Source organism: Streptomyces sp. NPDC008163 (assembly GCF_042956885.1).
GTDB lineage: Bacteria > Actinomycetota > Actinomycetes > Streptomycetales > Streptomycetaceae > Streptomyces > Streptomyces drozdowiczii_A.
The window spans coordinates 894,934-913,778 of record NZ_JBIBHG010000001.1; the positions used below are offsets into that span (position 1 = coordinate 894,934).

The following is an 18,845-nucleotide window of genomic DNA, read 5'->3' on the forward strand; positions in this document are numbered from 1 at the left end:
GAAGGAACCAGGAGCCCGAGATGTTCGAGGCGGTCGAGGAACTGATCGGTGAGCACGCCGATCTCGAGAAGCAGCTCGCCGACCCCGCGGTCCACGCCGACCAGGGCAACGCGCGCAAGCTCAACAAGCGCTACGCGGAGCTGAGCCCGATCGTCGCGACGTACCGCTCCTGGAAGCAGTCCGGTGACGACATCGAGACCGCCCGCGAGCTCGCCGCCGACGACCCCGACTTCGCCGCCGAGGTCAAGGAGCTGGAACAGCAGCGCGAGGAGCTCACCGAGAAGCTGCGCCTCCTGCTCGTCCCCCGGGACCCCAGCGACGACAAGGACGTGCTCCTGGAGATCAAGGCCGGGGCGGGCGGCGACGAGTCCGCGCTGTTCGCCGGCGATCTGCTGCGCATGTACCTGCGCTACGCCGAGCGCGTCGGCTGGAAGACCGAGATCATCGACTCCACCGAGTCCGAGCTCGGCGGCTACAAGGACGTCCAGGTCGCCGTGAAGACCAAGGGCGGCAACGGCGCCACCGAGCCCGGCCAGGGCGTCTGGGCCCGGATGAAGTACGAGGGCGGGGTGCACCGTGTGCAGCGCGTGCCCTCCACCGAGTCCCAGGGCCGCATCCACACCTCCGCCGCCGGTGTCCTCGTGACGCCCGAGGCCGAGGAGGTCGACGTCGAGATCCACGCCAACGACCTCCGCATCGACGTCTACCGCTCGTCCGGACCCGGCGGCCAGTCCGTCAACACGACCGACTCCGCCGTCCGCATCACGCACCTGCCGACCGGCGTCGTCGCCTCCTGCCAGAACGAGAAGAGCCAGCTCCAGAACAAGGAGCAGGCGATGCGCATCCTGCGCTCCCGGCTCCTCGCCGCCGCCCAGGAGGCCGCCGAGCAGGAGGCTTCGGACGTACGTCGCAGCCAGGTGCGTACGGTCGACCGTTCCGAGAAGATCCGGACGTACAACTTCCCGGAAAACCGGATCTCGGACCACCGCGTCGGCTTCAAGGCGTACAACTTGGACCAGGTGCTCGACGGCGACCTGGACGCGGTGATCCAGGCGTGCGTCGACGCCGACTCCGCCGCCAAACTGGCCGCCGCCTGAGCCCACGCCCGCCCCGCCCCGCTCGTGAACCCGTACGGAGAACCGCGATGAACCTGCTGCTCGCCGAGGTGGCCCAGGCCACCCAGCGGCTGGCCGACGCCGGTGTTCCCTCGCCGAGATTCGATGCCGAGGAACTCGCCGCGTTCGTGCACGGAGTCAAGCGGGGCGAGCTGCACAACGTGCCGGACGCCGACTTCGACGCCCGCTACTGGGAGACCATCGCCCGCCGCGAGGCCCGCGAACCCCTCCAGCACATCACCGGACGCGCCTTCTTCCGCTACCTGGAGCTCCAGGTCGGCCCCGGCGTCTTCGTGCCCCGTCCCGAGACCGAGTCGGTCGTCGGCTGGGCCATAGACGCCGTCCGCGCGATGGACGTCGTCGAGCCGCTGATCGTGGACCTGTGTACCGGCTCCGGCGCCATCGCCCTCGCCATGGCCCAGGAGGTCCCGCGCTCCCGCGTGCACGCCGTGGAGCTCTCCGAGGACGCCCTGAAGTGGACCCGGAAGAACGCCGAGAACTCCCGCGTCACCGTCCACCGCGGCGACGCGCTCACCGCCCTGCCCGAGCTGGACGGCCAGGTCGACCTGGTCATCTCCAACCCGCCGTACATCCCGCTCACCGAGTGGGAGTACGTGGCGCCCGAGGCGCGCGACCACGACCCCGAGATGGCGCTGTTCTCCGGCGAGGACGGCCTCGACACCATCCGCGGTATCGAGCGCACCGCGCACCGCCTGCTCCGCCCCGGCGGCCTCGTCGTCATCGAGCACGCCGACACCCAGGGCGGCCAGGTGCCCTGGATCTTCACCGAGGAGCGGGGCTGGGCCGACGCGGCCGACCACCCCGACCTCAACCGGCGACCCCGGTTCGCCACCGCCCGCAAGGCGATGCCGTGACCGGGGGACGCCACCTCTACCAGCCCTACCCGTACATGCTTGAGGAGGCCGGCTGATGGCACGGCGATACGACTGCAACGACGCGACCGACCGCACGACGGGGCTGCGCGAAGCCGCGTCGGCCGTCCGCCGCGGCGAGCTCGTCGTGCTGCCCACCGACACCGTGTACGGGATCGGCGCGGACGCCTTCGCCGCCGAGGCGGTCGGCGACCTCCTGGAGGCCAAGGGCCGGGGCCGCAACATGCCCTCGCCGGTCCTCATCGGCTCCCCGAACACCCTGCACGGCCTGGTCACCGACTTCTCCGAGCAGGCGTGGGAGCTGGTCGACGCGTTCTGGCCGGGCGCCCTGACCCTGGTCGCCAAGCACCAGCCCTCGCTCCAGTGGGACCTCGGCGACACCCGGGGCACCGTCGCCGTCCGGATGCCGCTGCACCCGGTCGCCATCGAGCTGCTCACCGAGGTCGGCCCGATGGCCGTCTCCAGCGCCAACCTGACCGGCCACCCCTCGCCGGAGGACTGCGACGCGGCCCAGGAGATGCTCGGCGACTCCGTCTCCGTCTACCTCGACGGCGGCCCGACCCCCGGCATCGTGCCCTCCTCCATCGTCGACGTCACCGGCAAGGTGCCCGTCCTGCTGCGCGCCGGAGCGATCTCGGCGGAGGAGCTGCGCAAGGTGGTCCCCGACCTCGAGGTGGCCAATTGACCGCCCCCGAGGGGCGTGGCATAGCGGGGCGGCCCGACACTTTCCGCATCCTCCACGTCAGCACCGGCAACGTCTGCCGCTCGCCGATCACCGAGCGGCTGACCCGGCACGCCCTGGTGCACCGGCTCGGGGACCCGCTGCAGGGCGGGCTGATCGTGGAGAGCGCCGGCACGTGGGGCCACGAGGGCGCCCCGATGGAGGCCAACGCCGAGGTGGTCCTCGCCGACTTCGGCGCCGACGCCACCGGCTTCACCGGCCGTGAGCTGCTGGACGAGCACGTGATCCGTGCCGACCTCGTGCTCACGGCCACCCGCGACCACCGCGCCCAGGTCATCTCCATGGGCCACTCGGCCGGGCTGCGCACCTTCACGCTCAAGGAGTTCACCAGGCTGGTCCGGGCCATAGACCCGGCCACCCTGCCCGACGCCCGCGAGGAGGGCGTGGTCGAGCGTGCCCGCGCCCTGGTCCGGGCCGCCGCGGCGCTGCGCGGCTGGCTGCTCGCCCCGACCGCGGACGCCGACGAGGTCCACGACCCGTACGGCGCCCCGATCACCTTCTTCCGGTCCATCGGCGACGAGATCAGCCAGGCCCTGGACCCGGTCGTGACCGCGCTGACCGGCGTCTCCGCGCACCACTGACCGCCCGGCGGCGGGCAGCCGGCCCGTGACGGGCCTACATTGGTGGTACGCCACAGTCCCCGGGCGCCCGGAGCCTCCGATGCCGGTCAACCGATCCGCCGCACCCTCCGCCGCAGACGGCCTGCCGCAGGACTTCGGCGCCCTGCTCCGCGAGGACCCCGAGATCGCCGGCGTCCTCCTGGGGGAGCTGGACCGGCAGTCCGGCACCCTCCAGCTGAGCGCCGCCGAGAACTTCACCTCGCCCGCCGTCCTCGCCGCCCTGGGCTCACCTCTCGCCAACAAGTACGCCGAGGGCTACCCCGGCCACCGCCACCACGGCGGCTGCGCCCAGGCGGACGCCGCCGAACGCATCGCCGTCCGGCGCGCCACCGCCCTGTTCGGCGCCGACCACGCCAACGTCCAGCCGCACTCCGGTACCTCCGCCGTGCTCGCCGCCTACGCCGCGCTGCTGAGCCCCGGCGACACGGTCCTCGCCATGGGTCTCCCGGACGGCGGCCATCTCACGCACGGATCGTCCGCCAACATCTCCGGCCGCTGGTTCGACTTCATCGGCTACGGCACCGACCCGGAGACCGGGATCATCGACTACGCGCAGGTCCGCGCACTGGCCCGGGCGCACCGTCCGAAGGCGGTCGTCAGCGGCTCCATCGCGTACCCGCGCCACCCGGACCACGCACTGTTCCGGGACATCTGCGACGAGACCGGCGCCCTCCTGATCGCCGACGCCGCACATCCGATGGGGCTGATCGCCGGGGGAGCGGCGCCGAGCCCGGTGCCGTACGCGGACGTGGTGTGCGCGACCACGCACAAGGTGCTGCGCGGTCCGAGAGGCGGGCTGCTGCTGTGCCGCGCGGAGTTCGCCGAGCGCGTCGACCGGGCGGTCTTCCCGTTCACGCAGGGCGGCGCCCAGATGCACACGATCGCCGCGAAGGGCGTCGCCCTCGGTGAGGCGGCGACGCCGGACTTCGCCGCGTACGCGCACCGGGTGGTCGCCCGCGCCCGGGAGCTGGCGGCGGGGCTCGCGGCGGAGGGCTTCGCGCTGTCCACCGGTGGGACGGACACCCACCTGATCGTCGCGGACCCGGCCCCGCTCGGCGTCGACGGCCCCACCGCCCGGGACCGGCTGGCCGGGGCGGGCATGGTGCTGGACACCTGCGCCCTGCCTTGCGGGGAGGCCCGGGGCATCCGGCTCGGCACCGCCGCCGTGACGACGCAGGGCCTGGACGCGGGGGACATGGCGCGTCTCGCGGTGCTGATCGGAGCGGCGGTGCGCGGCGAGGACGGCATCCTGGACCGGGTCCGCGAGCTGGCCGCGTCCCATCCGCCGTACCCGGGGTGAGAGGGGCCCGTCGATCTTGCCGGGACGGGCCGTGCAACCATCGCGGACAGCTTCGTGTCCTCAACCATGGGACGTGTCTAGTTAAGGTGTGGGCTGAGATGGCCGGCGATATCTGTGGGGCAGCCCGTGCGTGATTACCTGCTGACACTCTGTGTCACGGCCGCTGTGACCTACTTGCTCACCGGTCCGGTGCGCAAGTTCGCCATCGCGGTCGGGGCGATGCCCGCGATCCGCGCGCGCGACGTCCACCGCGAACCGACCCCGAGGCTCGGCGGCATCGCCATGTTCGGCGGGCTGTGCGCGGGGCTCATCGTGGCCAACCACCTCGCCAACCTCGACGGCGTCTTCGAGCTGTCCAGCGAACCGAGAGCGCTGCTCTCCGGGGCGGCGCTGATCTGGCTGATCGGGGTCCTGGACGACAAGTTCGAGATCGACGCCCTGATCAAGCTGGGCGGGCAGATGCTCGCCGCCGCCGTCATGGTCCTCCAGGGCCTCACGATCCTGTGGCTGCCGATTCCCGGTGTCGGAACCGTCGCCCTCACCCCGTGGCAGGGCACGCTGCTCACCGTGGCGCTGGTCGTCATCACGATCAACGCGGTCAACTTCGTGGACGGCCTGGACGGGCTCGCGGCCGGCATGGTGCTCATCGCCGCCGCCGCGTTCTTCCTGTACACCTACCGGCTCTGGTACGGGCACACCATCGAGGCCGCCGCCCCGGCGACGCTGTTCTCGGCGATCCTGATGGGCATGTGCCTCGGCTTCCTGCCGCACAACATGCACCCCGCGCGGATCTTCATGGGCGACTCGGGGTCGATGCTCATCGGTCTGGTGCTCGCGGCCGGCGCGATCTCGGTGACCGGGCAGGTCGACCCGGACACCATGAAGATCTTCGAGGGCAGTGAGCGCCAGGCCACCCACGCGATGCTCCCGGTCTTCATCCCGCTGCTGCTGCCGCTGACCATCATCGCGATCCCGGCGGCGGACCTGGTGCTGGCGATCGTCCGGCGCACCTGGAACGGCCAGTCGCCGTTCGCGGCGGACCGGGGCCACCTGCACCACCGGCTGCTCAACATCGGCCACTCGCACAGCCGGTCGGTGCTGATCATGTATTTCTGGTCGGCGCTGATCGCCTTCGGCGCGGTGGGGTACTCGGTGCACTCGACGTCGCTGTGGATCGTGATCGTGATCGTGGGGCTGAGCGCGCTCGGGCTGATCCTGCTCCTGATGCCCCGGTTCACCCCGCGCGCCCCCCGCTGGGCGGAACGCTTCGTGCCGCCGCGCTACCGCCGCAGACGGGGTCGCCCGGAGGGGTCGGGTGCCGCCGCGTCGGAGGAGGCCGCGGAGGGCCAACAGGAGCCCGCGGACGGCCAGATGGAGACGGGTGCGACGGCCGGGGCGGAGGGGGCCGCGGAGGAGCGTGAGGCGGCTGCCGGGGCGTCCGTCGCCGCGGCGGCCCGGAGCGTCAACGGGGCGACCGCGATCGGCCACCGTTCGCGTACGACTGACCGTCGGGCGGCCGGTTCCACCCGCCGCTGAACCGGTCACGGGCGCCCATTAGCAGACAAAGCGGCGCCGTGCCTCGCTCACACGTGCTCATTAGCCCTCACGTGTGACAGCAAGCACACTTTCTAGGTAAAGACCTCATCAAATAGTTTGTGATACCGTTCACGAAGCCCGGTGACAGAGCCGAAGGACCTGATGTAGCACGGTCCATCGGCCCGAGGCATCGACTCGGACCGGGCCTACGCTCGTCCATGACGACACACTGCCCACCCCCTGCAAGCGGAGCTGCCGCCATGCCGTCCAACGACGTCCGGACTCTCCTCCAGACCGCCGTACCCACCGCTGCTGCCGGCGCCGTAGCCGCCGCCATCAGCGCTGGCGTCGCGGGCGGCAAGGGAGCCCTGGGCGCGATCGTGGGGACGATCGTGGTCATCCTCTTCATGGGGATCGGACTCGTGGTCCTCCAGCGGACCGCCAGGTCCATGCCCCACCTCTTCCAGGCGATGGGGCTCGCGCTCTACACGGCGCAGCTCCTGCTCCTGTTCATCTTCGTCGCCGTCTTCAAGAACACCTCGCTGTTCAACCCGAAGGCGTTCGCGATCACCCTGGTCGCGACGACCCTCGTGTGGATCGCCGCACAGGCGCGTGCGCACATGAAGGCCAAGATCCTTTACGTGGAACCCGAATCCGAGAAGGCCGGCAAGGCCGGGAAACCGGGGTCCGACGCGTGAAGGGTAGGGGCGGAATAAGTGCGGGGTCAGGACCCTGCTATCGTCCGGTTCCAACTGCGGCACTGCGGGCGCGTGCATGTGAGCTGACGCCTGCTCGATCGCGAGGCTCACATGCCTGACTGCCGCTCACACATCCGAAACACCAGTCCAGTGCCGAACCGCGGCTGCGCGCCGCGCCGACACAACGAGGTTGCCGTACCTATGCGCCACGCTGAAGGAGCCCGCGGTGAGTGCTGACCCGACACAGGTGCTCGCCTTCGAGACCGATTGCCACCTCTTCGACGGTTGTGGCTTTCCGGCACCCGGCCTGCACTCGTTCCTGTTCGAGCCCCTCTGGGGCGACGCGGACAGCAACTTGTACTTCAACAAGACGATGCTGCTGGCCCTGCTCGGCTCGGTGATCATCGTTGGCTTCTTCTGGGCCGCCTTCCGCAAGCCGAAGTTGGTGCCCGGCAAGCTCCAGATGACGGCCGAGGCGGGATACGACTTCATCCGCCGCGGCATCGTGTACGAGACGATCGGCAAGAAGGACGGCGAGAAGTACGTCCCGCTGATGGTCTCGCTGTTCTTCGTCATCTGGATGATGAACCTCTGGTCCATCATCCCGGTTGCCCAGTTCCCCGTGACGGCGATCATTTCGTACCCGGCGGTCCTCGCCGGAATCGTCTACCTCCTGTGGGTCGGCCTGACCTTCAAGAAGCACGGGTTCGTCGGAGCCCTCAAGAACTTCACGGGCTACGACAAGAACCTCGGCGGGGTCCTGCCGCTCTCGATGACCATCGAGTTCTTCTCGAACCTCCTGGTCCGGCCGTTCACGCACGCGGTCCGACTGTTCGCCAACATGTTCGCGGGCCACACGCTCCTGCTGCTCTTCACGATCGCCAGCTGGTACATGCTCAACGGCATCGGCATCGCCTACGCGGGCGTGTCGTTCGTGATGGTCCTCGTGATGACGGCCTTCGAACTCTTCATCCAGGCTGTTCAGGCTTACGTCTTCGTGCTGCTGGCCTGCAGCTACATCCAGGGCGCTCTCGCCAAGGGCCACTGAGCACCCCACCTCCTGAAGCACCCGGTGGCCAACCCCCACCGGACATTGAAAGAGAAGGAAGAACCGGCATGTCCGCTCTCCAGACCCTCGCCGCCGGCGTCGAAATCAAGGGCAACCTCGGCTCGATCGGTTACGGCCTCGCCGCGATCGGCCCCGGCGTCGGCATCGGCATCATCTTCGGTAACGGCACCCAGGCGCTCGCCCGTCAGCCCGAGGCTGCCGGTCTCATCCGCGCCAACCAGATCCTCGGCTTCGCCTTCTGTGAGGCGCTCGCCCTGATCGGTCTGGTCATGCCGTTCGTCTACCCGACCTCCTGACCGGTCGCGAACAGCCCATTCGACGGAAGGCACTGACGTGAACCCCCTGGTTCAGCTCGCGGCGGAGGAAGCGGAAAACCCGCTCATTCCGCCGATCCCTGAGCTCGTCATTGGCCTCATCGCTTTCGTCATCGTCTTCGGCTTCCTCGCCAAGAAGCTCCTCCCGAACATCAACAAGGTTCTGGAAGAGCGCCGCGAGGCCATCGAAGGCGGTATCGAGAAGGCCGATGCGGCCCAGACCGAGGCCCAGAGCGTTCTTGAGCAGTACAAGGCTCAGCTCGCCGAGGCCCGCCACGAAGCCGCTCGTATGCGCCAGGAGGCGCAGGAGCAGGGCGCCGTGATCCTGCAGGAAATGCGTGCCGAGGGCCAGCGCCAGCGCGACGAGATCGTCGCCGCCGGCCACGCCCAGATCGAGGCCGACCGCAAGGCCGCCGCCGCCGCGCTGCGCCAGGACGTGGGCAAGCTCGCCACCGACCTGGCCGGCAAGCTCGTCGGTGAGTCCCTGGAGGACCACGCCCGGCAGAGTGGCACCGTCGACCGCTTCCTCGACGAGCTCGAAGCGAAGGCCGAGGCCGTCCGATGAACAGCGCGAGCCGCGAGGCACTGGCTGCCGCACGCGAGCGTCTCGACGCGCTGACCGACTCCACGTCGGTCGACGCGGCGAAGCTCGCCGAGGACCTGGCCGGCGTCACGGCGCTGCTGCACCGCGAGGTGTCGCTGCGCCGGGTCCTGACCGACCCGGCGCAGCCGGGCGAGGCCAGGGCCGAGCTGGCAGGCCGCCTGCTCGGCGGCCAGGTGGGCGGCGAAGCCGTCGACCTGGTCACCGGCATGGTCCGCTCGCGCTGGTCGCAGTCCCGCGACCTGGTCGACGCGGTCGAGGAGCTGGCGAACACCGCCGACCTCACGGCCGCCCAGCGGGGCGGTGACCTGGACGACGTCGAGGACGAACTCTTCCGGTTCGGCCGCATCGTCGCCTCGGACACCGGCCTGCGCGCCGCGCTCACCAGCCGGACCGCGACCCCCGCCGCCAAGGGCGAGCTGCTCCGCAGCCTGCTCGGCGGCAAGGCGCGGCCCGCCACCGAGCGCGTCATCGTGCGGCTTGTCACCCAGCCGCGTGGACGTAGCCTGGAAGCGGGACTCGACTCCCTCTCCAAGCTCGCCGCGGAGCGCCGGGAGCGCATGGTCGCGATCGTCACCTCCGCGGTGCCGCTCAGCGACCGGCAGAAGCAGCGCCTGGGTGCCGCCCTGGCGAAGCTCTACGGCCGCGAGATGCACCTGAACCTGGACGTGGACCCCTCGGTCCTCGGCGGGATCGCGGTGCGGGTCGGCGACGAGGTCATCAACGGCACCATCGCGGACCGCCTCGACGAGGCGACCCGTCGTATGGCCGGCTGACACAGACGCAGCGCAACAGAACAGAGCAAGACCAGCGGCCCGGTTGGGCCGTGCAGAAACTGCAGAAGATTCCTGGGGGTCGGCCCCCAGACCCCCTTAAGAAACTTCGGGCCCAACAAGGAGAGCAGGGAACCCAGATGGCGGAGCTCACGATCCGGCCGGAGGAGATCCGGGACGCGCTGGAGAACTTTGTCCAGTCGTACAAGCCGGACGCGGCCTCGCGCGAGGAGGTCGGTACGGTCAGCGTTGCCGGCGACGGCATCGCGAAGGTGGAGGGCCTGCCCTCCGCCATGGCGAACGAGCTGCTGAAGTTCGAGGACGGCACCCTCGGTCTCGCCCTCAACCTCGAGGAGCGCGAGATCGGTGCGATCGTCCTCGGCGAGTTCAGCGGCATCGAGGAGGGCCAGCCGGTGCAGCGCACCGGTGAGGTGCTCTCCGTCGGCGTCGGCGAGGGCTACCTCGGCCGTGTCGTCGACCCGCTCGGCAACCCGATCGACGGTCTCGGCGAGATCGCGACCGACGGCCGCCGCGCCCTCGAGCTGCAGGCCCCTGGCGTCATGGTCCGCAAGTCGGTGCACGAGCCGATGCAGACCGGCTACAAGGCCGTCGACGCCATGGTGCCGATCGGCCGCGGCCAGCGTCAGCTGATCATTGGCGACCGTCAGACGGGTAAGACCGCTCTGGCCGTCGACACGATCATCAACCAGCGCGACAACTGGCGCTCGGGCGACGTGAACAAGCAGGTGCGCTGCATCTACGTCGCCATCGGTCAGAAGGGCTCGACGATCGCCTCCGTGCGCGGCGCCCTCGAAGAGGCCGGCGCCCTGGAGTACACGACCATCGTCGCCGCCCCGGCGTCCGACCCGGCCGGCTTCAAGTACCTCGCGCCGTACACCGGCTCGGCCATCGGCCAGCACTGGATGTACCAGGGCAAGCACGTCCTGATCATCTTCGACGACCTCTCGAAGCAGGCCGACGCCTACCGCGCCGTCTCCCTGCTGCTGCGCCGCCCGCCGGGCCGTGAGGCGTACCCCGGTGACGTCTTCTACCTCCACTCGCGTCTGCTGGAGCGCTGCGCCAAGCTCTCCGACGACATGGGTGCCGGTTCGATGACGGGTCTCCCGATCGTCGAGACCAAGGCGAACGACGTGTCGGCGTTCATCCCGACCAACGTCATCTCCATCACCGACGGCCAGTGCTTCCTGGAGTCCGACCTGTTCAACGCCGGTCAGCGTCCGGCCCTGAACGTCGGTATCTCGGTCTCCCGCGTCGGTGGCTCCGCCCAGCACAAGGCCATGCGCCAGGTGTCCGGCCGGCTCCGCGTGGACCTCGCCCAGTACCGCGAGCTGGAGGCGTTCGCCGCCTTCGGTTCCGACCTGGACGCGGCCTCGAAGGCGTCGCTGGAGCGCGGTAAGCGCATGGTCGAGCTGCTGAAGCAGCCGCAGTACGCCCCGTTCCCGGTCGAGGAGCAGGTCGTCTCCGTCTGGGCCGGCACCAACGGCAAGATGGACGACGTCCCGGTCGAGGACATCCGCCGCTTCGAGACGGAGCTGCTGGAGTTCCTGCGCCGCGAGCGCAAGGACCTCCTCACCAGCATCCGCGAGGGCGCCAAGATGTCCAACGACACGCTCGAGGCCATCGCCGACGCCGTCGCCGCTTTCAAGCAGCAGTTCGAGACCTCGGACGGCAAGCTCCTGGGCGAGGGCTGATCGATGGGCGCTCAGCTTCGCGTTTACAAGCGCCGCATCCGCTCCGTCACCGCCACGAAGAAGATCACCAAGGCGATGGAGATGATCGCCGCCTCGCGCATCGTCAAGGCGCAGCGCCAGGTGGCGGCGTCGACGCCGTACGCGACCGAGCTCACCCGCGCGGTGACCGCGGTGGCGACCGGCTCCACCACCAAGCACCCGCTGACCACCGAAGCCGAGTCCCCGGCCCGGGCCGCGATCCTGCTCATCACGAGCGACCGCGGTCTGGCCGGCGGTTACTCCTCCAACGCCATCAAGGCCGCGGAGAAGCTGACCGAGCGGCTGCGCGGTGAGGGCAAGGAGGTCGACACGTACGTGATCGGCCGCAAGGGTGTCGCCTACTACGGGTTCCGCGAGCGCAAGATCGCGGACTCGTGGACCGGCTTCACCGACAGCCCGACGTACGCGGATGCCAAGCGGGCGGCTGCCCCGCTGATCGAGGCGGTGTCCCAGGAGACCGCCGAGGGCGGTGTCGACGAGCTGCACATCGTCTTCACGGAGTTCGTGTCGATGATGACGCAGAACCCGGTCGACGACCGGATGCTGCCGCTCAGTCTCGGTGCCACGGAGCAGGAGACCGGCAAGGGCGAGATCCTGCCGCTCTTCGACTTCGAGCCGTCGGCGGAGGACGTCCTCGACGCCCTGCTTCCGCGGTACGTCGAGAGCCGTATCTACAACGCGCTGCTGCAGGCCGCTGCTTCCGAGCACGCCGCCCGCCGCCGCGCGATGAAGTCGGCCACCGACAACGCCGGTGAGCTCATCAAGACGCTCTCCCGGCTTGCCAACGCGGCCCGCCAGGCCGAAATCACCCAGGAAATCAGCGAGATCGTCGGTGGTGCCAGTGCGCTGGCCGACGCGACCGCGGGGAGTGACAAGTAATGACGACCACAGTTGAGACGGCCGTTGCCACGGGCCGCGTCGCCCGGGTCATCGGCCCGGTCGTCGACGTGGAGTTCCCCGTCGACGCGATGCCGGACATCTACAACGCGCTGACCGTCGAGGTGGCCGACCCGGCCGAGGACGGCAAGCTCAAGACCCTGACGCTCGAGGTCGCCCAGCACCTCGGCGACGGTGTGATCCGCGCGATCTCGATGCAGCCGACCGACGGTCTGGTCCGCCAGGCCCCGGTCACCGACACGGGCACCGGCATCACCGTCCCCGTCGGTGACATCACCAAGGGCAAGGTGTTCAACACCCTCGGCCAGATCCTCAACAAGCCCGAGGCCGAGGCCGAGGTCACCGAGCGCTGGCCGATCCACCGCAAGGCGCCCAACTTCGACCAGCTCGAGTCCAAGACCGAGATGTTCGAGACCGGCGTCAAGGTCATCGACCTCCTCACCCCGTACGTCAAGGGTGGAAAGATCGGTCTGTTCGGTGGTGCCGGTGTCGGCAAGACCGTGCTGATCCAGGAGATGATCTACCGCGTCGCCAACAACCACGACGGTGTGTCGGTGTTCGCGGGCGTCGGTGAGCGCACCCGTGAGGGCAACGACCTCATCGAGGAGATGGCCGACTCCGGCGTCATCGACAAGACGGCGCTCGTCTTCGGCCAGATGGACGAGCCGCCGGGGACCCGTCTCCGCGTCGCCCTGGCCGGTCTGACCATGGCGGAGTACTTCCGCGATGTGCAGAAGCAGGACGTGCTCTTCTTCATCGACAACATCTTCCGGTACACCCAGGCCGGTTCCGAGGTGTCCACCCTGCTCGGCCGTATGCCGTCCGCGGTGGGTTACCAGCCGAACCTGGCCGACGAGATGGGTCTGCTCCAGGAGCGCATCACGTCGACCCGCGGTCACTCGATCACCTCGATGCAGGCGATCTACGTCCCCGCGGACGACCTGACCGACCCGGCGCCGGCGACCACCTTCGCCCACCTCGACGCGACGACGGTGCTCTCCCGTCCGATCTCCGAGAAGGGCATCTACCCGGCCGTGGACCCGCTGGACTCGACGTCCCGCATCCTCGACCCGCGGTACATCGCCGAGGACCACTACTCGGCCGCGATGCGTGTCAAGGGGATCCTGCAGAAGTACAAGGACCTCCAGGACATCATCGCGATCCTCGGTATCGACGAGCTGGGCGAGGAGGACAAGCTCGTTGTCCACCGTGCCCGTCGCGTCGAGCGCTTCCTGTCGCAGAACACCCACGTCGCCAAGCAGTTCACCGGCGTGGACGGTTCGGACGTTCCGCTCGACGAGTCGATCGCCGCGTTCAACGCCATCTGCGACGGTGAGTACGACCACTTCCCCGAGCAGGCGTTCTTCATGTGCGGTGGCATCGAGGACCTGAAGGCCAACGCCAAGGAGCTCGGCGTCTCCTGAGCCCCCGGCTCACCGAGGGGGGCGGGTGCGTCCCGTCCCCCTCACCACGCCCCGTAGAATTGACCCAACACCCGGCACGACCGCCGGGTGGTGACCCGAGGAGCCACCCTTGGCTGCTGAGCTGCACGTCGAGCTGGTCGCCGCGGACCGCAGTGTCTGGTCCGGCGAGGCCACCCTGGTCGTCGCGCGCACCACGTCCGGCGACATCGGCGTCATGCCCGGTCACCAGCCGCTTCTGGGTGTGCTGGAATCGGGCCCGGTGACGATCCGTACGAGCGAGGGCGCGACCGTCGTCGCCGCCGTGCACGGCGGTTTCATCTCGTTCGCCGACGACAAGCTGTCGCTTCTCGCTGAGATCGCGGAGCTTGCCGACGAGATCGACGTCGAGCGCGCCGAACGTGCGCTTGAGCGTGCGAAGTCGGACACGGACGCCGCTTCCGAGCGGCGCGCCGAAGTGCGACTGCGTGCGGTGGCGGCACACTAGCCACCTCACGACATGGTTTTACCCTCAGCCGCGGCCCGTGCCGGAGACCCCTCCGGACCGTGTCGCGGCTGAGGCGATGCAGATGCAGGTGACGTACGGACGGTGTCCGTCTACTCGATGATGCGAGGAGGTCGGTGGAGATGTACCTCGCGCTGTGGGTGGGCGGACTGGTCGTCGCACTGGTCGCGCTGGGACTCTTCGTCTTCGGTCTGCGCCGGCGGCTGATCCAGCGCTCGGGCGGGACCTTCGACTGCAGTCTCCGGTGGAACGTACCCGAGGAACCGGACCTGTCCGGCAAGGGCTGGGTGTACGGCGTCGCCCGGTACAGCGGCGACAAGGTGAACTGGTTCCGCGTCTTCAGCTACTCGCCGCGTCCGCGCCGGGTCCTGGAGCGGTCCGCGATCGAGGTCGTGGCCCGCCGGATACCGGAGGGCGAGGAGGAGCTTGCGCTGCTCTCCGACGCGATCGTGCTCGGCTGTCTCCACCGCGAGACCCGACTGGAGCTGGCGATGAGCGAGGACGCGCTGACCGGTTTCCTGGCCTGGCTGGAGGCGGCCCCGCCCGGCCAGAGGGTGAACGTGGCCTGAGCCGCGTACCGCATGCGAAAACCGGGGAGACAGGGGGCGGACCTGTCTCCCCGGCGTTTTTCGGGGGGTTGAGCCTCGGGGGTTACTTGAGGCCGGTGTTCATGGCGCTCACGAGTTCACCGTTGCTGGTGTCCCCGCTGAACTCCCAGAAGAACGCGCCTCCCAGGCCCTGCGTCTTCGCCCAGGCCATCTTCGACTTGATGGTGGCCGGAGTGTCGTAGCTCCACCAGTTGGTGCCGCAGTGGGCGTACGCGGTGCCGGCGATCGTGCCGGTGGTCGGGCAAGTGTTCTTGAGGACCTTGTAGTCCTCGATGCCCGCCTCGTACGTGCCGGGCGCGGCGCCGGTGGCGGTGCCGCCGGGCGCGTCCTGGGTGACACCGGTCCAGCCGCGGCCGTAGAAGCCGATGCCCAGCAGCAGCTTGGACGCGGGGACGCCCTGGGCCTTCAGCTTGGCGATGGCGTCGGCGGAGTTGAAGCCGGCCTTCGGGATGCCGCTGTAGGAGGTGAGGGGGGAGTGCGGGGCGGTCGGGCCCTTCGCGTCCCAGGCGCCGAAGAAGTCGTACGTCATCACGTTGTACCAGTTGAGCGACTGCGCGGCGCCGGCGTAGTCCGCCAGGTCGATCTTGCCGCCCTGGGAGCCGTCGGCCGTGATGGCGGCGGTGACCAGGTTGTTGCTGCCGAACTTGGTGCGCAGCGCCGAGGTGAGCTTCTTCAGCGCGTCCGGGCCGCTGGTGTCACAGGTCAGCCCGCAGGCGTTGGGGTACTCCCAGTCGATGTCGATGCCGTCGAAGACATCGGCCCAGCGCGGGTCCTCGACCAGGTTGTAGCAGGACTCGGCGAACGCGGCCGGGTTCTGGGCCGCCTGGCCGAAGCCGCCGGACCAGGTCCAGCCGCCGAACGACCACAGCACCTTGATGTGGGGGTACTTCGCCTTGAGCTTGCGCAGCTGGTTGAAGCTGCCGCGCAGCGGCTGGTCCCAGGTGTCGGCGACGCCGTCCACGGACTTGTCCGCGGTGTACGCCATGTCGTAGTCGGCGTACGAGTCGCCGATGGTGCACTTGCCGCCCTGGACGTTGCCGAAGGCGTAGTTGATGTGCGTGATCTTCGCGGCCGAACCGGACGTGTCCATGTTCTTGACGTGGTAGTTCCGGCCGTAGACGCCCCAGTCGGTGAAGTAACCGAGGTTGACCTTGTCGCCGGTGCCCGGCCCGCCGGGGTCGGTGCCGCCGCCGCCAGTGGTGTGGACCTTGACGGCGCCGCTGACCGGGCCGGTCTGGTCGGCGGTGTCCCGCGCCTGCACGCTGTACGAGTAGTCCGTGCCCGCGGTGAGGCCGGTGTTCGTGTACGTGGTGCCGGTGACCGTGGCGACGACCGAGCCGTCCCGCAGGACGTCGTAGTTCTTGACGCCCTTGTCGTCGGTGGCCGCGGTCCAGCTGATCTTCGCCGAGGTGTCGGTGACGGCGCTCGCGGTGGGGGTGCCCGGCGCCGACGGGGGATTGTCACCCGGGACGGTGGGGCCGCCGTCGCAGGAGGCGCCGTTCAGCGTGCAGTTGGTGGCGGCGCCGCTGCCGGAGCCGGTGCCGTTGAAGCCGAAGGAGACGCTGGCGCCGGGGGCGACGGTGCCGTTCCAGCCGACGTTCTTGGCGGTCCAGTGGTTGCCCGTGTGGGTCACGGTGGCGTCCCAGGCGGAGCCGACGGCGGTGCCGCTGGGGAAGTCCCACTCGATGGTCCAGGAGCTGAGGGAGGTGGTGCCGGTGTTCTTCACCGTCCACTGGCCCTCGAAGCCCGTGCCCCAGTCGGACTTCTTGACGTACGTGGCCGTGGCGGAGGTCGCCGCCTCGGCGGGGGAGGCCATGCCGACCATGGCGGCGAGCGGAAGGAGCAGCGCGGTGAGGCCCGCGACGGCTCTGGTTCTGGTGGCTTGACCGGACCCGAGTCTGAATCGGGAACGGCGGGGGGTCTCAGTGCTCAACGGTGCTCCTCGGGTGAGGTCCGGACATACGGGGTGGTCCGTGAACTGCAACCCTGCGCCGCCCTGAGCCCGCTTTTGTCATGGCAGGCTCACCGCAGTGTGTTCGGTGAGATTAAGAAGGTCTGGACCAATCGTCAAGAGGTCTGGACCAAAGATCGTGACCGTCCGCCGAATAAACCTCAGACGCCCAACTCCTGGGCCAGCACAGCCGCCTGGACCCTGCTGCGCAGCTCCAGCTTCCCCAGCAACCGGCTGACGTGCGTCTTCGCCGTCGCCTCCGCCATGGACAGCCGCGCCGCGATCTCCGCGTTCGACAACCCTTCGCCGAGACACCCCAGCACCTCGCGCTCCCGCCGGGTCAGCGCCTCCAGCACCGAGGCGTCCGGAGCGTCCGCCGCCCGTACGGAGCGGGCCCCCGCGAACTCCGCGATCAGCCGCCGCGTCACGGCCGGGGCGATCAGCCCCTCGCCGCGCGCCACCGTGCGCACCGCGTCGAGCAGCCCGGCCGCCTCGGTGTCCTTCAGCAGGAAGCCCGACGCCCCCGCCCGCAGCGCCCCGAACACATAGGCGTCCAGGTCGAACGTCGTCAGCACCAGCACGTCCGCCAGCCCCTCACCGGTCACCTGCCGGGTGGCCGAAACCCCGTCCAGGCGCGGCATCTGCACGTCCATCAGCACCAGGTCCGGCCGCAGCTCCCGAGCCAGCCGTACCGCCTCCTCGCCGTCCCCGGCCTCGCCGACGACCTCGATGTCCGGCGCGCTGCCCAGGATGAGCACCAGCCCCGCCCGTACCGCCGTCTGGTCCTCCGCGACCACCACCCGGACCGTCATGACCCCGCCTCTCCCTCGTCCACGGGCAGCTCCGCCCGCACCCGCCACCACTCGCCCTCCGGGCCCGCCTCGAACTCCCCGCCGAGCAGCGCCACCCGTTCCCGCATCCCCACCAGACCGGCCCCGGACCCCGGCGCGCGCGGCCCCGTCCGGTCCCCGAGCGCGCTCTTCACCTCGACCGTCAGCCGCCGCCCCGGCTGCCCCAGCCGCACCGTGACCGGGCCCGGCGCCGCGTGCTTGAGCGCATTGGTCAGGGACTCCTGCACGATCCTGTACGCGGCCAGCCCGACCGGCGCCGGCAGGGGTGCCCCGCCGTCCCTGGTGTCCTCCAGTACGCAGGTCAGACCGGCGTCCGCGGCGGCCGCGCCATGCTGCTCGACCAGCGCGTCCAGCGAATCCAGGGACGGCGAGCTGCTGGGCTCCGCGTCGGCTCCACCGGTGCGCAGCAACCCGATCAGGCGGCGCATTTCGGCCAGACCCTCGACGCTGTTCTCGCGGATGACCCCGAGGGCGTCGCGCGAGGTGTCCGGGTCGTCGAGGGAGAGCGCGGCGGTGGAGTGGATCGCGATCGCGGACAGGTGGTTGGCGACCAGGTCGTGCAGCTCGCGCGCCATCCGGGCCCGCTCGGCGGTCACCGCCTGGGTGCGGTCCATCTCGGCGAGCAGGGCGGTCTGGTCGGCGCGCAGCCGGGCCGTCTCGGCCGCGTCCCGGTGGTTGCGCACGCTGACGCCGGTGAGCGCGGGCACGAAGACGACGAGGGCGGTGACGATGCCGAGGAGCAGGGCCTCGGGACTGCGGGTCCAGGCGAGCGAACCGATGGTGACGAGGAGGGAGATCAGGAAGGTGACCACCGGGATGCGGCGGGCGGCCGCCGGGGTCCCGTACAGCACGGCCGCGTACATGACGTCCGTGTACATCGCCACGGTGGCCAGATTGCCGTGGGTGCACTGGTCCGCGACGAGCGCGACGGAGCCGACGGTCAGGGCGGTGCGGGGCGAGGTCCTGCGCAGCAGCTCCGCCCCCGACATCACGACGAGCGGGATGAGCGGCAGCCGGGTGTCCCCGAGGACGTCACCGGTGCGCATGTGGAGGTTGAGCAGCCACAGCACCACTCCGCCGAGCAGCCCGAGGACCGCGATGAGCACGTCGTCGCGGTGCGGGCGGGGCGGGGAGGGAGTCGGCACTACATCGAAGTATGCAGTCGGGATTCGTCATCGGGACCGATGATCGGGCCCGGGG

General features: G+C 69.9%; 19 protein-coding genes. 16 read left to right on the forward strand and 3 right to left on the reverse strand.

Features of this window, described 5'->3' with window-relative positions; translation table 11 throughout:
• The first annotated feature begins 20 nt into the window (after window positions 1-20).
• The 16 genes from prfA (at window position 21) to ACFZAT_RS04325 (ending at window position 14,804) form a co-directional block, all read left to right on the forward strand.
• Window positions 21-1,097, forward strand: coding sequence for a peptide chain release factor 1 (gene prfA / locus ACFZAT_RS04250; protein WP_073963916.1), 1,077 nt, complete (start codon window positions 21-23; stop codon window positions 1,095-1,097).
• 47 nt (window positions 1,098-1,144) lie between these two features.
• Window positions 1,145-1,990, forward strand: a complete 846-nt coding sequence (gene prmC / locus ACFZAT_RS04255; protein ID WP_018102642.1) for a peptide chain release factor N(5)-glutamine methyltransferase — start codon at window positions 1,145-1,147, stop codon at window positions 1,988-1,990.
• Window positions 1,991-2,045: 55 nt separating this feature from the next.
• A complete protein-coding gene (locus tag ACFZAT_RS04260) occupies window positions 2,046-2,693 on the forward strand; it encodes an L-threonylcarbamoyladenylate synthase (RefSeq protein ID WP_073963915.1) in 648 nt (215 codons plus the stop codon).
• Entirely contained in the window at window positions 2,690-3,331 is a 642-nt protein-coding gene (locus tag ACFZAT_RS04265) for a protein-tyrosine-phosphatase (protein ID WP_391259706.1), read from the forward strand. Before ACFZAT_RS04260 ends, ACFZAT_RS04265 begins: the two co-directional genes overlap by 4 nt.
• A 79-nt stretch (window positions 3,332-3,410) precedes the next feature.
• Window positions 3,411-4,670 carry a serine hydroxymethyltransferase gene (glyA, locus tag ACFZAT_RS04270; RefSeq protein WP_391259709.1) on the forward strand — a complete coding sequence of 420 codons (1,260 nt, stop codon included), beginning with the start codon at window positions 3,411-3,413 and terminating at the stop codon, window positions 4,668-4,670.
• A gap of 114 nt (window positions 4,671-4,784) precedes the next feature.
• Entirely contained in the window at window positions 4,785-6,206 is a 1,422-nt protein-coding gene (locus ACFZAT_RS04275; RefSeq protein ID WP_391259711.1) for an MraY family glycosyltransferase, read from the forward strand.
• A 260-nt stretch (window positions 6,207-6,466) separates the two neighbouring features.
• Window positions 6,467-6,904, forward strand: coding sequence for a hypothetical protein (locus ACFZAT_RS04280; RefSeq protein WP_391259713.1), 438 nt, complete (start codon window positions 6,467-6,469; stop codon window positions 6,902-6,904).
• A 226-nt stretch (window positions 6,905-7,130) separates the two neighbouring features.
• Window positions 7,131-7,952 (forward strand): F0F1 ATP synthase subunit A, encoded by an 822-nt coding sequence (gene atpB / locus ACFZAT_RS04285; RefSeq protein WP_391259716.1) that lies wholly within the window; start codon window positions 7,131-7,133, stop codon window positions 7,950-7,952.
• Window positions 7,953-8,020: 68 nt separating this feature from the next.
• Window positions 8,021-8,269 carry an ATP synthase F0 subunit C gene (gene atpE, locus ACFZAT_RS04290; protein WP_018102636.1) on the forward strand — a complete coding sequence of 83 codons (249 nt, stop codon included), beginning with the start codon at window positions 8,021-8,023 and terminating at the stop codon, window positions 8,267-8,269.
• 37 nt (window positions 8,270-8,306) lie between these two features.
• Window positions 8,307-8,852: a F0F1 ATP synthase subunit B gene (locus tag ACFZAT_RS04295; RefSeq protein ID WP_018102635.1), complete on the forward strand. Its 546-nt coding sequence runs from the start codon at window positions 8,307-8,309 to the stop codon at window positions 8,850-8,852.
• Window positions 8,849-9,664, forward strand: coding sequence for a F0F1 ATP synthase subunit delta (locus ACFZAT_RS04300; RefSeq protein WP_391259721.1), 816 nt, complete (start codon window positions 8,849-8,851; stop codon window positions 9,662-9,664). The genes ACFZAT_RS04295 and ACFZAT_RS04300 overlap by 4 nt, the downstream gene beginning before the upstream one ends.
• 137 nt (window positions 9,665-9,801) lie before the next feature.
• Window positions 9,802-11,373: a F0F1 ATP synthase subunit alpha gene (atpA, locus tag ACFZAT_RS04305; RefSeq protein ID WP_391259723.1), complete on the forward strand. Its 1,572-nt coding sequence runs from the start codon at window positions 9,802-9,804 to the stop codon at window positions 11,371-11,373.
• A 3-nt stretch (window positions 11,374-11,376) separates the two neighbouring features.
• Complete coding sequence (locus ACFZAT_RS04310; protein ID WP_018102632.1) at window positions 11,377-12,291, forward strand: F0F1 ATP synthase subunit gamma; 915 nt, start codon at window positions 11,377-11,379, stop codon at window positions 12,289-12,291.
• A complete protein-coding gene (gene atpD, locus ACFZAT_RS04315; RefSeq protein WP_164399148.1) occupies window positions 12,291-13,733 on the forward strand; it encodes a F0F1 ATP synthase subunit beta in 1,443 nt (480 codons plus the stop codon). Before ACFZAT_RS04310 ends, atpD begins: the two co-directional genes overlap by 1 nt.
• 109 nt (window positions 13,734-13,842) lie before the next feature.
• On the forward strand, window positions 13,843-14,217 hold the full coding sequence (locus ACFZAT_RS04320) for a F0F1 ATP synthase subunit epsilon (RefSeq protein WP_143619738.1): 375 nt from the start codon (window positions 13,843-13,845) through the stop codon (window positions 14,215-14,217).
• Between the two features lie 140 nt (window positions 14,218-14,357).
• Window positions 14,358-14,804, forward strand: coding sequence for a DUF2550 family protein (locus ACFZAT_RS04325; protein ID WP_391260269.1), 447 nt, complete (start codon window positions 14,358-14,360; stop codon window positions 14,802-14,804).
• Window positions 14,805-14,886: 82 nt separating this feature from the next.
• Here the strand turns inward: ACFZAT_RS04325 and ACFZAT_RS04330 are convergent, their stop codons facing one another.
• From ACFZAT_RS04330 to ACFZAT_RS04340, 3 genes are all read right to left on the reverse strand, one after another.
• The gene (locus ACFZAT_RS04330; protein WP_391259726.1) at window positions 14,887-16,776 is read right to left on the reverse strand and encodes a glycosyl hydrolase family 18 protein; all 1,890 of its coding nucleotides are present in this window, start codon (window positions 16,774-16,776) and stop codon (window positions 14,887-14,889) included.
• A gap of 179 nt (window positions 16,777-16,955) precedes the next feature.
• Window positions 16,956-17,606 carry a response regulator gene (locus tag ACFZAT_RS04335; protein WP_391259729.1) on the reverse strand — a complete coding sequence of 217 codons (651 nt, stop codon included), beginning with the start codon at window positions 17,604-17,606 and terminating at the stop codon, window positions 16,956-16,958.
• The gene (locus ACFZAT_RS04340; RefSeq protein ID WP_391259733.1) at window positions 17,603-18,790 is read right to left on the reverse strand and encodes a histidine kinase; all 1,188 of its coding nucleotides are present in this window, start codon (window positions 18,788-18,790) and stop codon (window positions 17,603-17,605) included. Before ACFZAT_RS04340 ends, ACFZAT_RS04335 begins: the two co-directional genes overlap by 4 nt.
• Between the last annotated feature and the right edge of the window lie 55 nt (window positions 18,791-18,845).

Coding starts and splice junctions, on each gene's coding strand:
- atpE (WP_018102636.1), top strand. CDS start 8,021: ATGTCCGCTCTCCAGACCCTCGCCGCCGGCGTCGAAATCAAGGGCAAC.
- ACFZAT_RS04310 (WP_018102632.1), top strand. CDS start 11,377: ATGGGCGCTCAGCTTCGCGTTTACAAGCGCCGCATCCGCTCCGTCACC.
- atpA (WP_391259723.1), top strand. CDS start 9,802: ATGGCGGAGCTCACGATCCGGCCGGAGGAGATCCGGGACGCGCTGGAG.
- atpD (WP_164399148.1), top strand. CDS start 12,291: ATGACGACCACAGTTGAGACGGCCGTTGCCACGGGCCGCGTCGCCCGG.
- ACFZAT_RS04260 (WP_073963915.1), top strand. CDS start 2,046: ATGGCACGGCGATACGACTGCAACGACGCGACCGACCGCACGACGGGG.
- prmC (WP_018102642.1), top strand. CDS start 1,145: ATGAACCTGCTGCTCGCCGAGGTGGCCCAGGCCACCCAGCGGCTGGCC.
- ACFZAT_RS04335 (WP_391259729.1), bottom strand. CDS start 17,606: ATGACGGTCCGGGTGGTGGTCGCGGAGGACCAGACGGCGGTACGGGCG.
- ACFZAT_RS04325 (WP_391260269.1), top strand. CDS start 14,358: ATGTACCTCGCGCTGTGGGTGGGCGGACTGGTCGTCGCACTGGTCGCG.
- ACFZAT_RS04280 (WP_391259713.1), top strand. CDS start 6,467: ATGCCGTCCAACGACGTCCGGACTCTCCTCCAGACCGCCGTACCCACC.
- ACFZAT_RS04300 (WP_391259721.1), top strand. CDS start 8,849: ATGAACAGCGCGAGCCGCGAGGCACTGGCTGCCGCACGCGAGCGTCTC.
- prfA (WP_073963916.1), top strand. CDS start 21: ATGTTCGAGGCGGTCGAGGAACTGATCGGTGAGCACGCCGATCTCGAG.
- glyA (WP_391259709.1), top strand. CDS start 3,411: ATGCCGGTCAACCGATCCGCCGCACCCTCCGCCGCAGACGGCCTGCCG.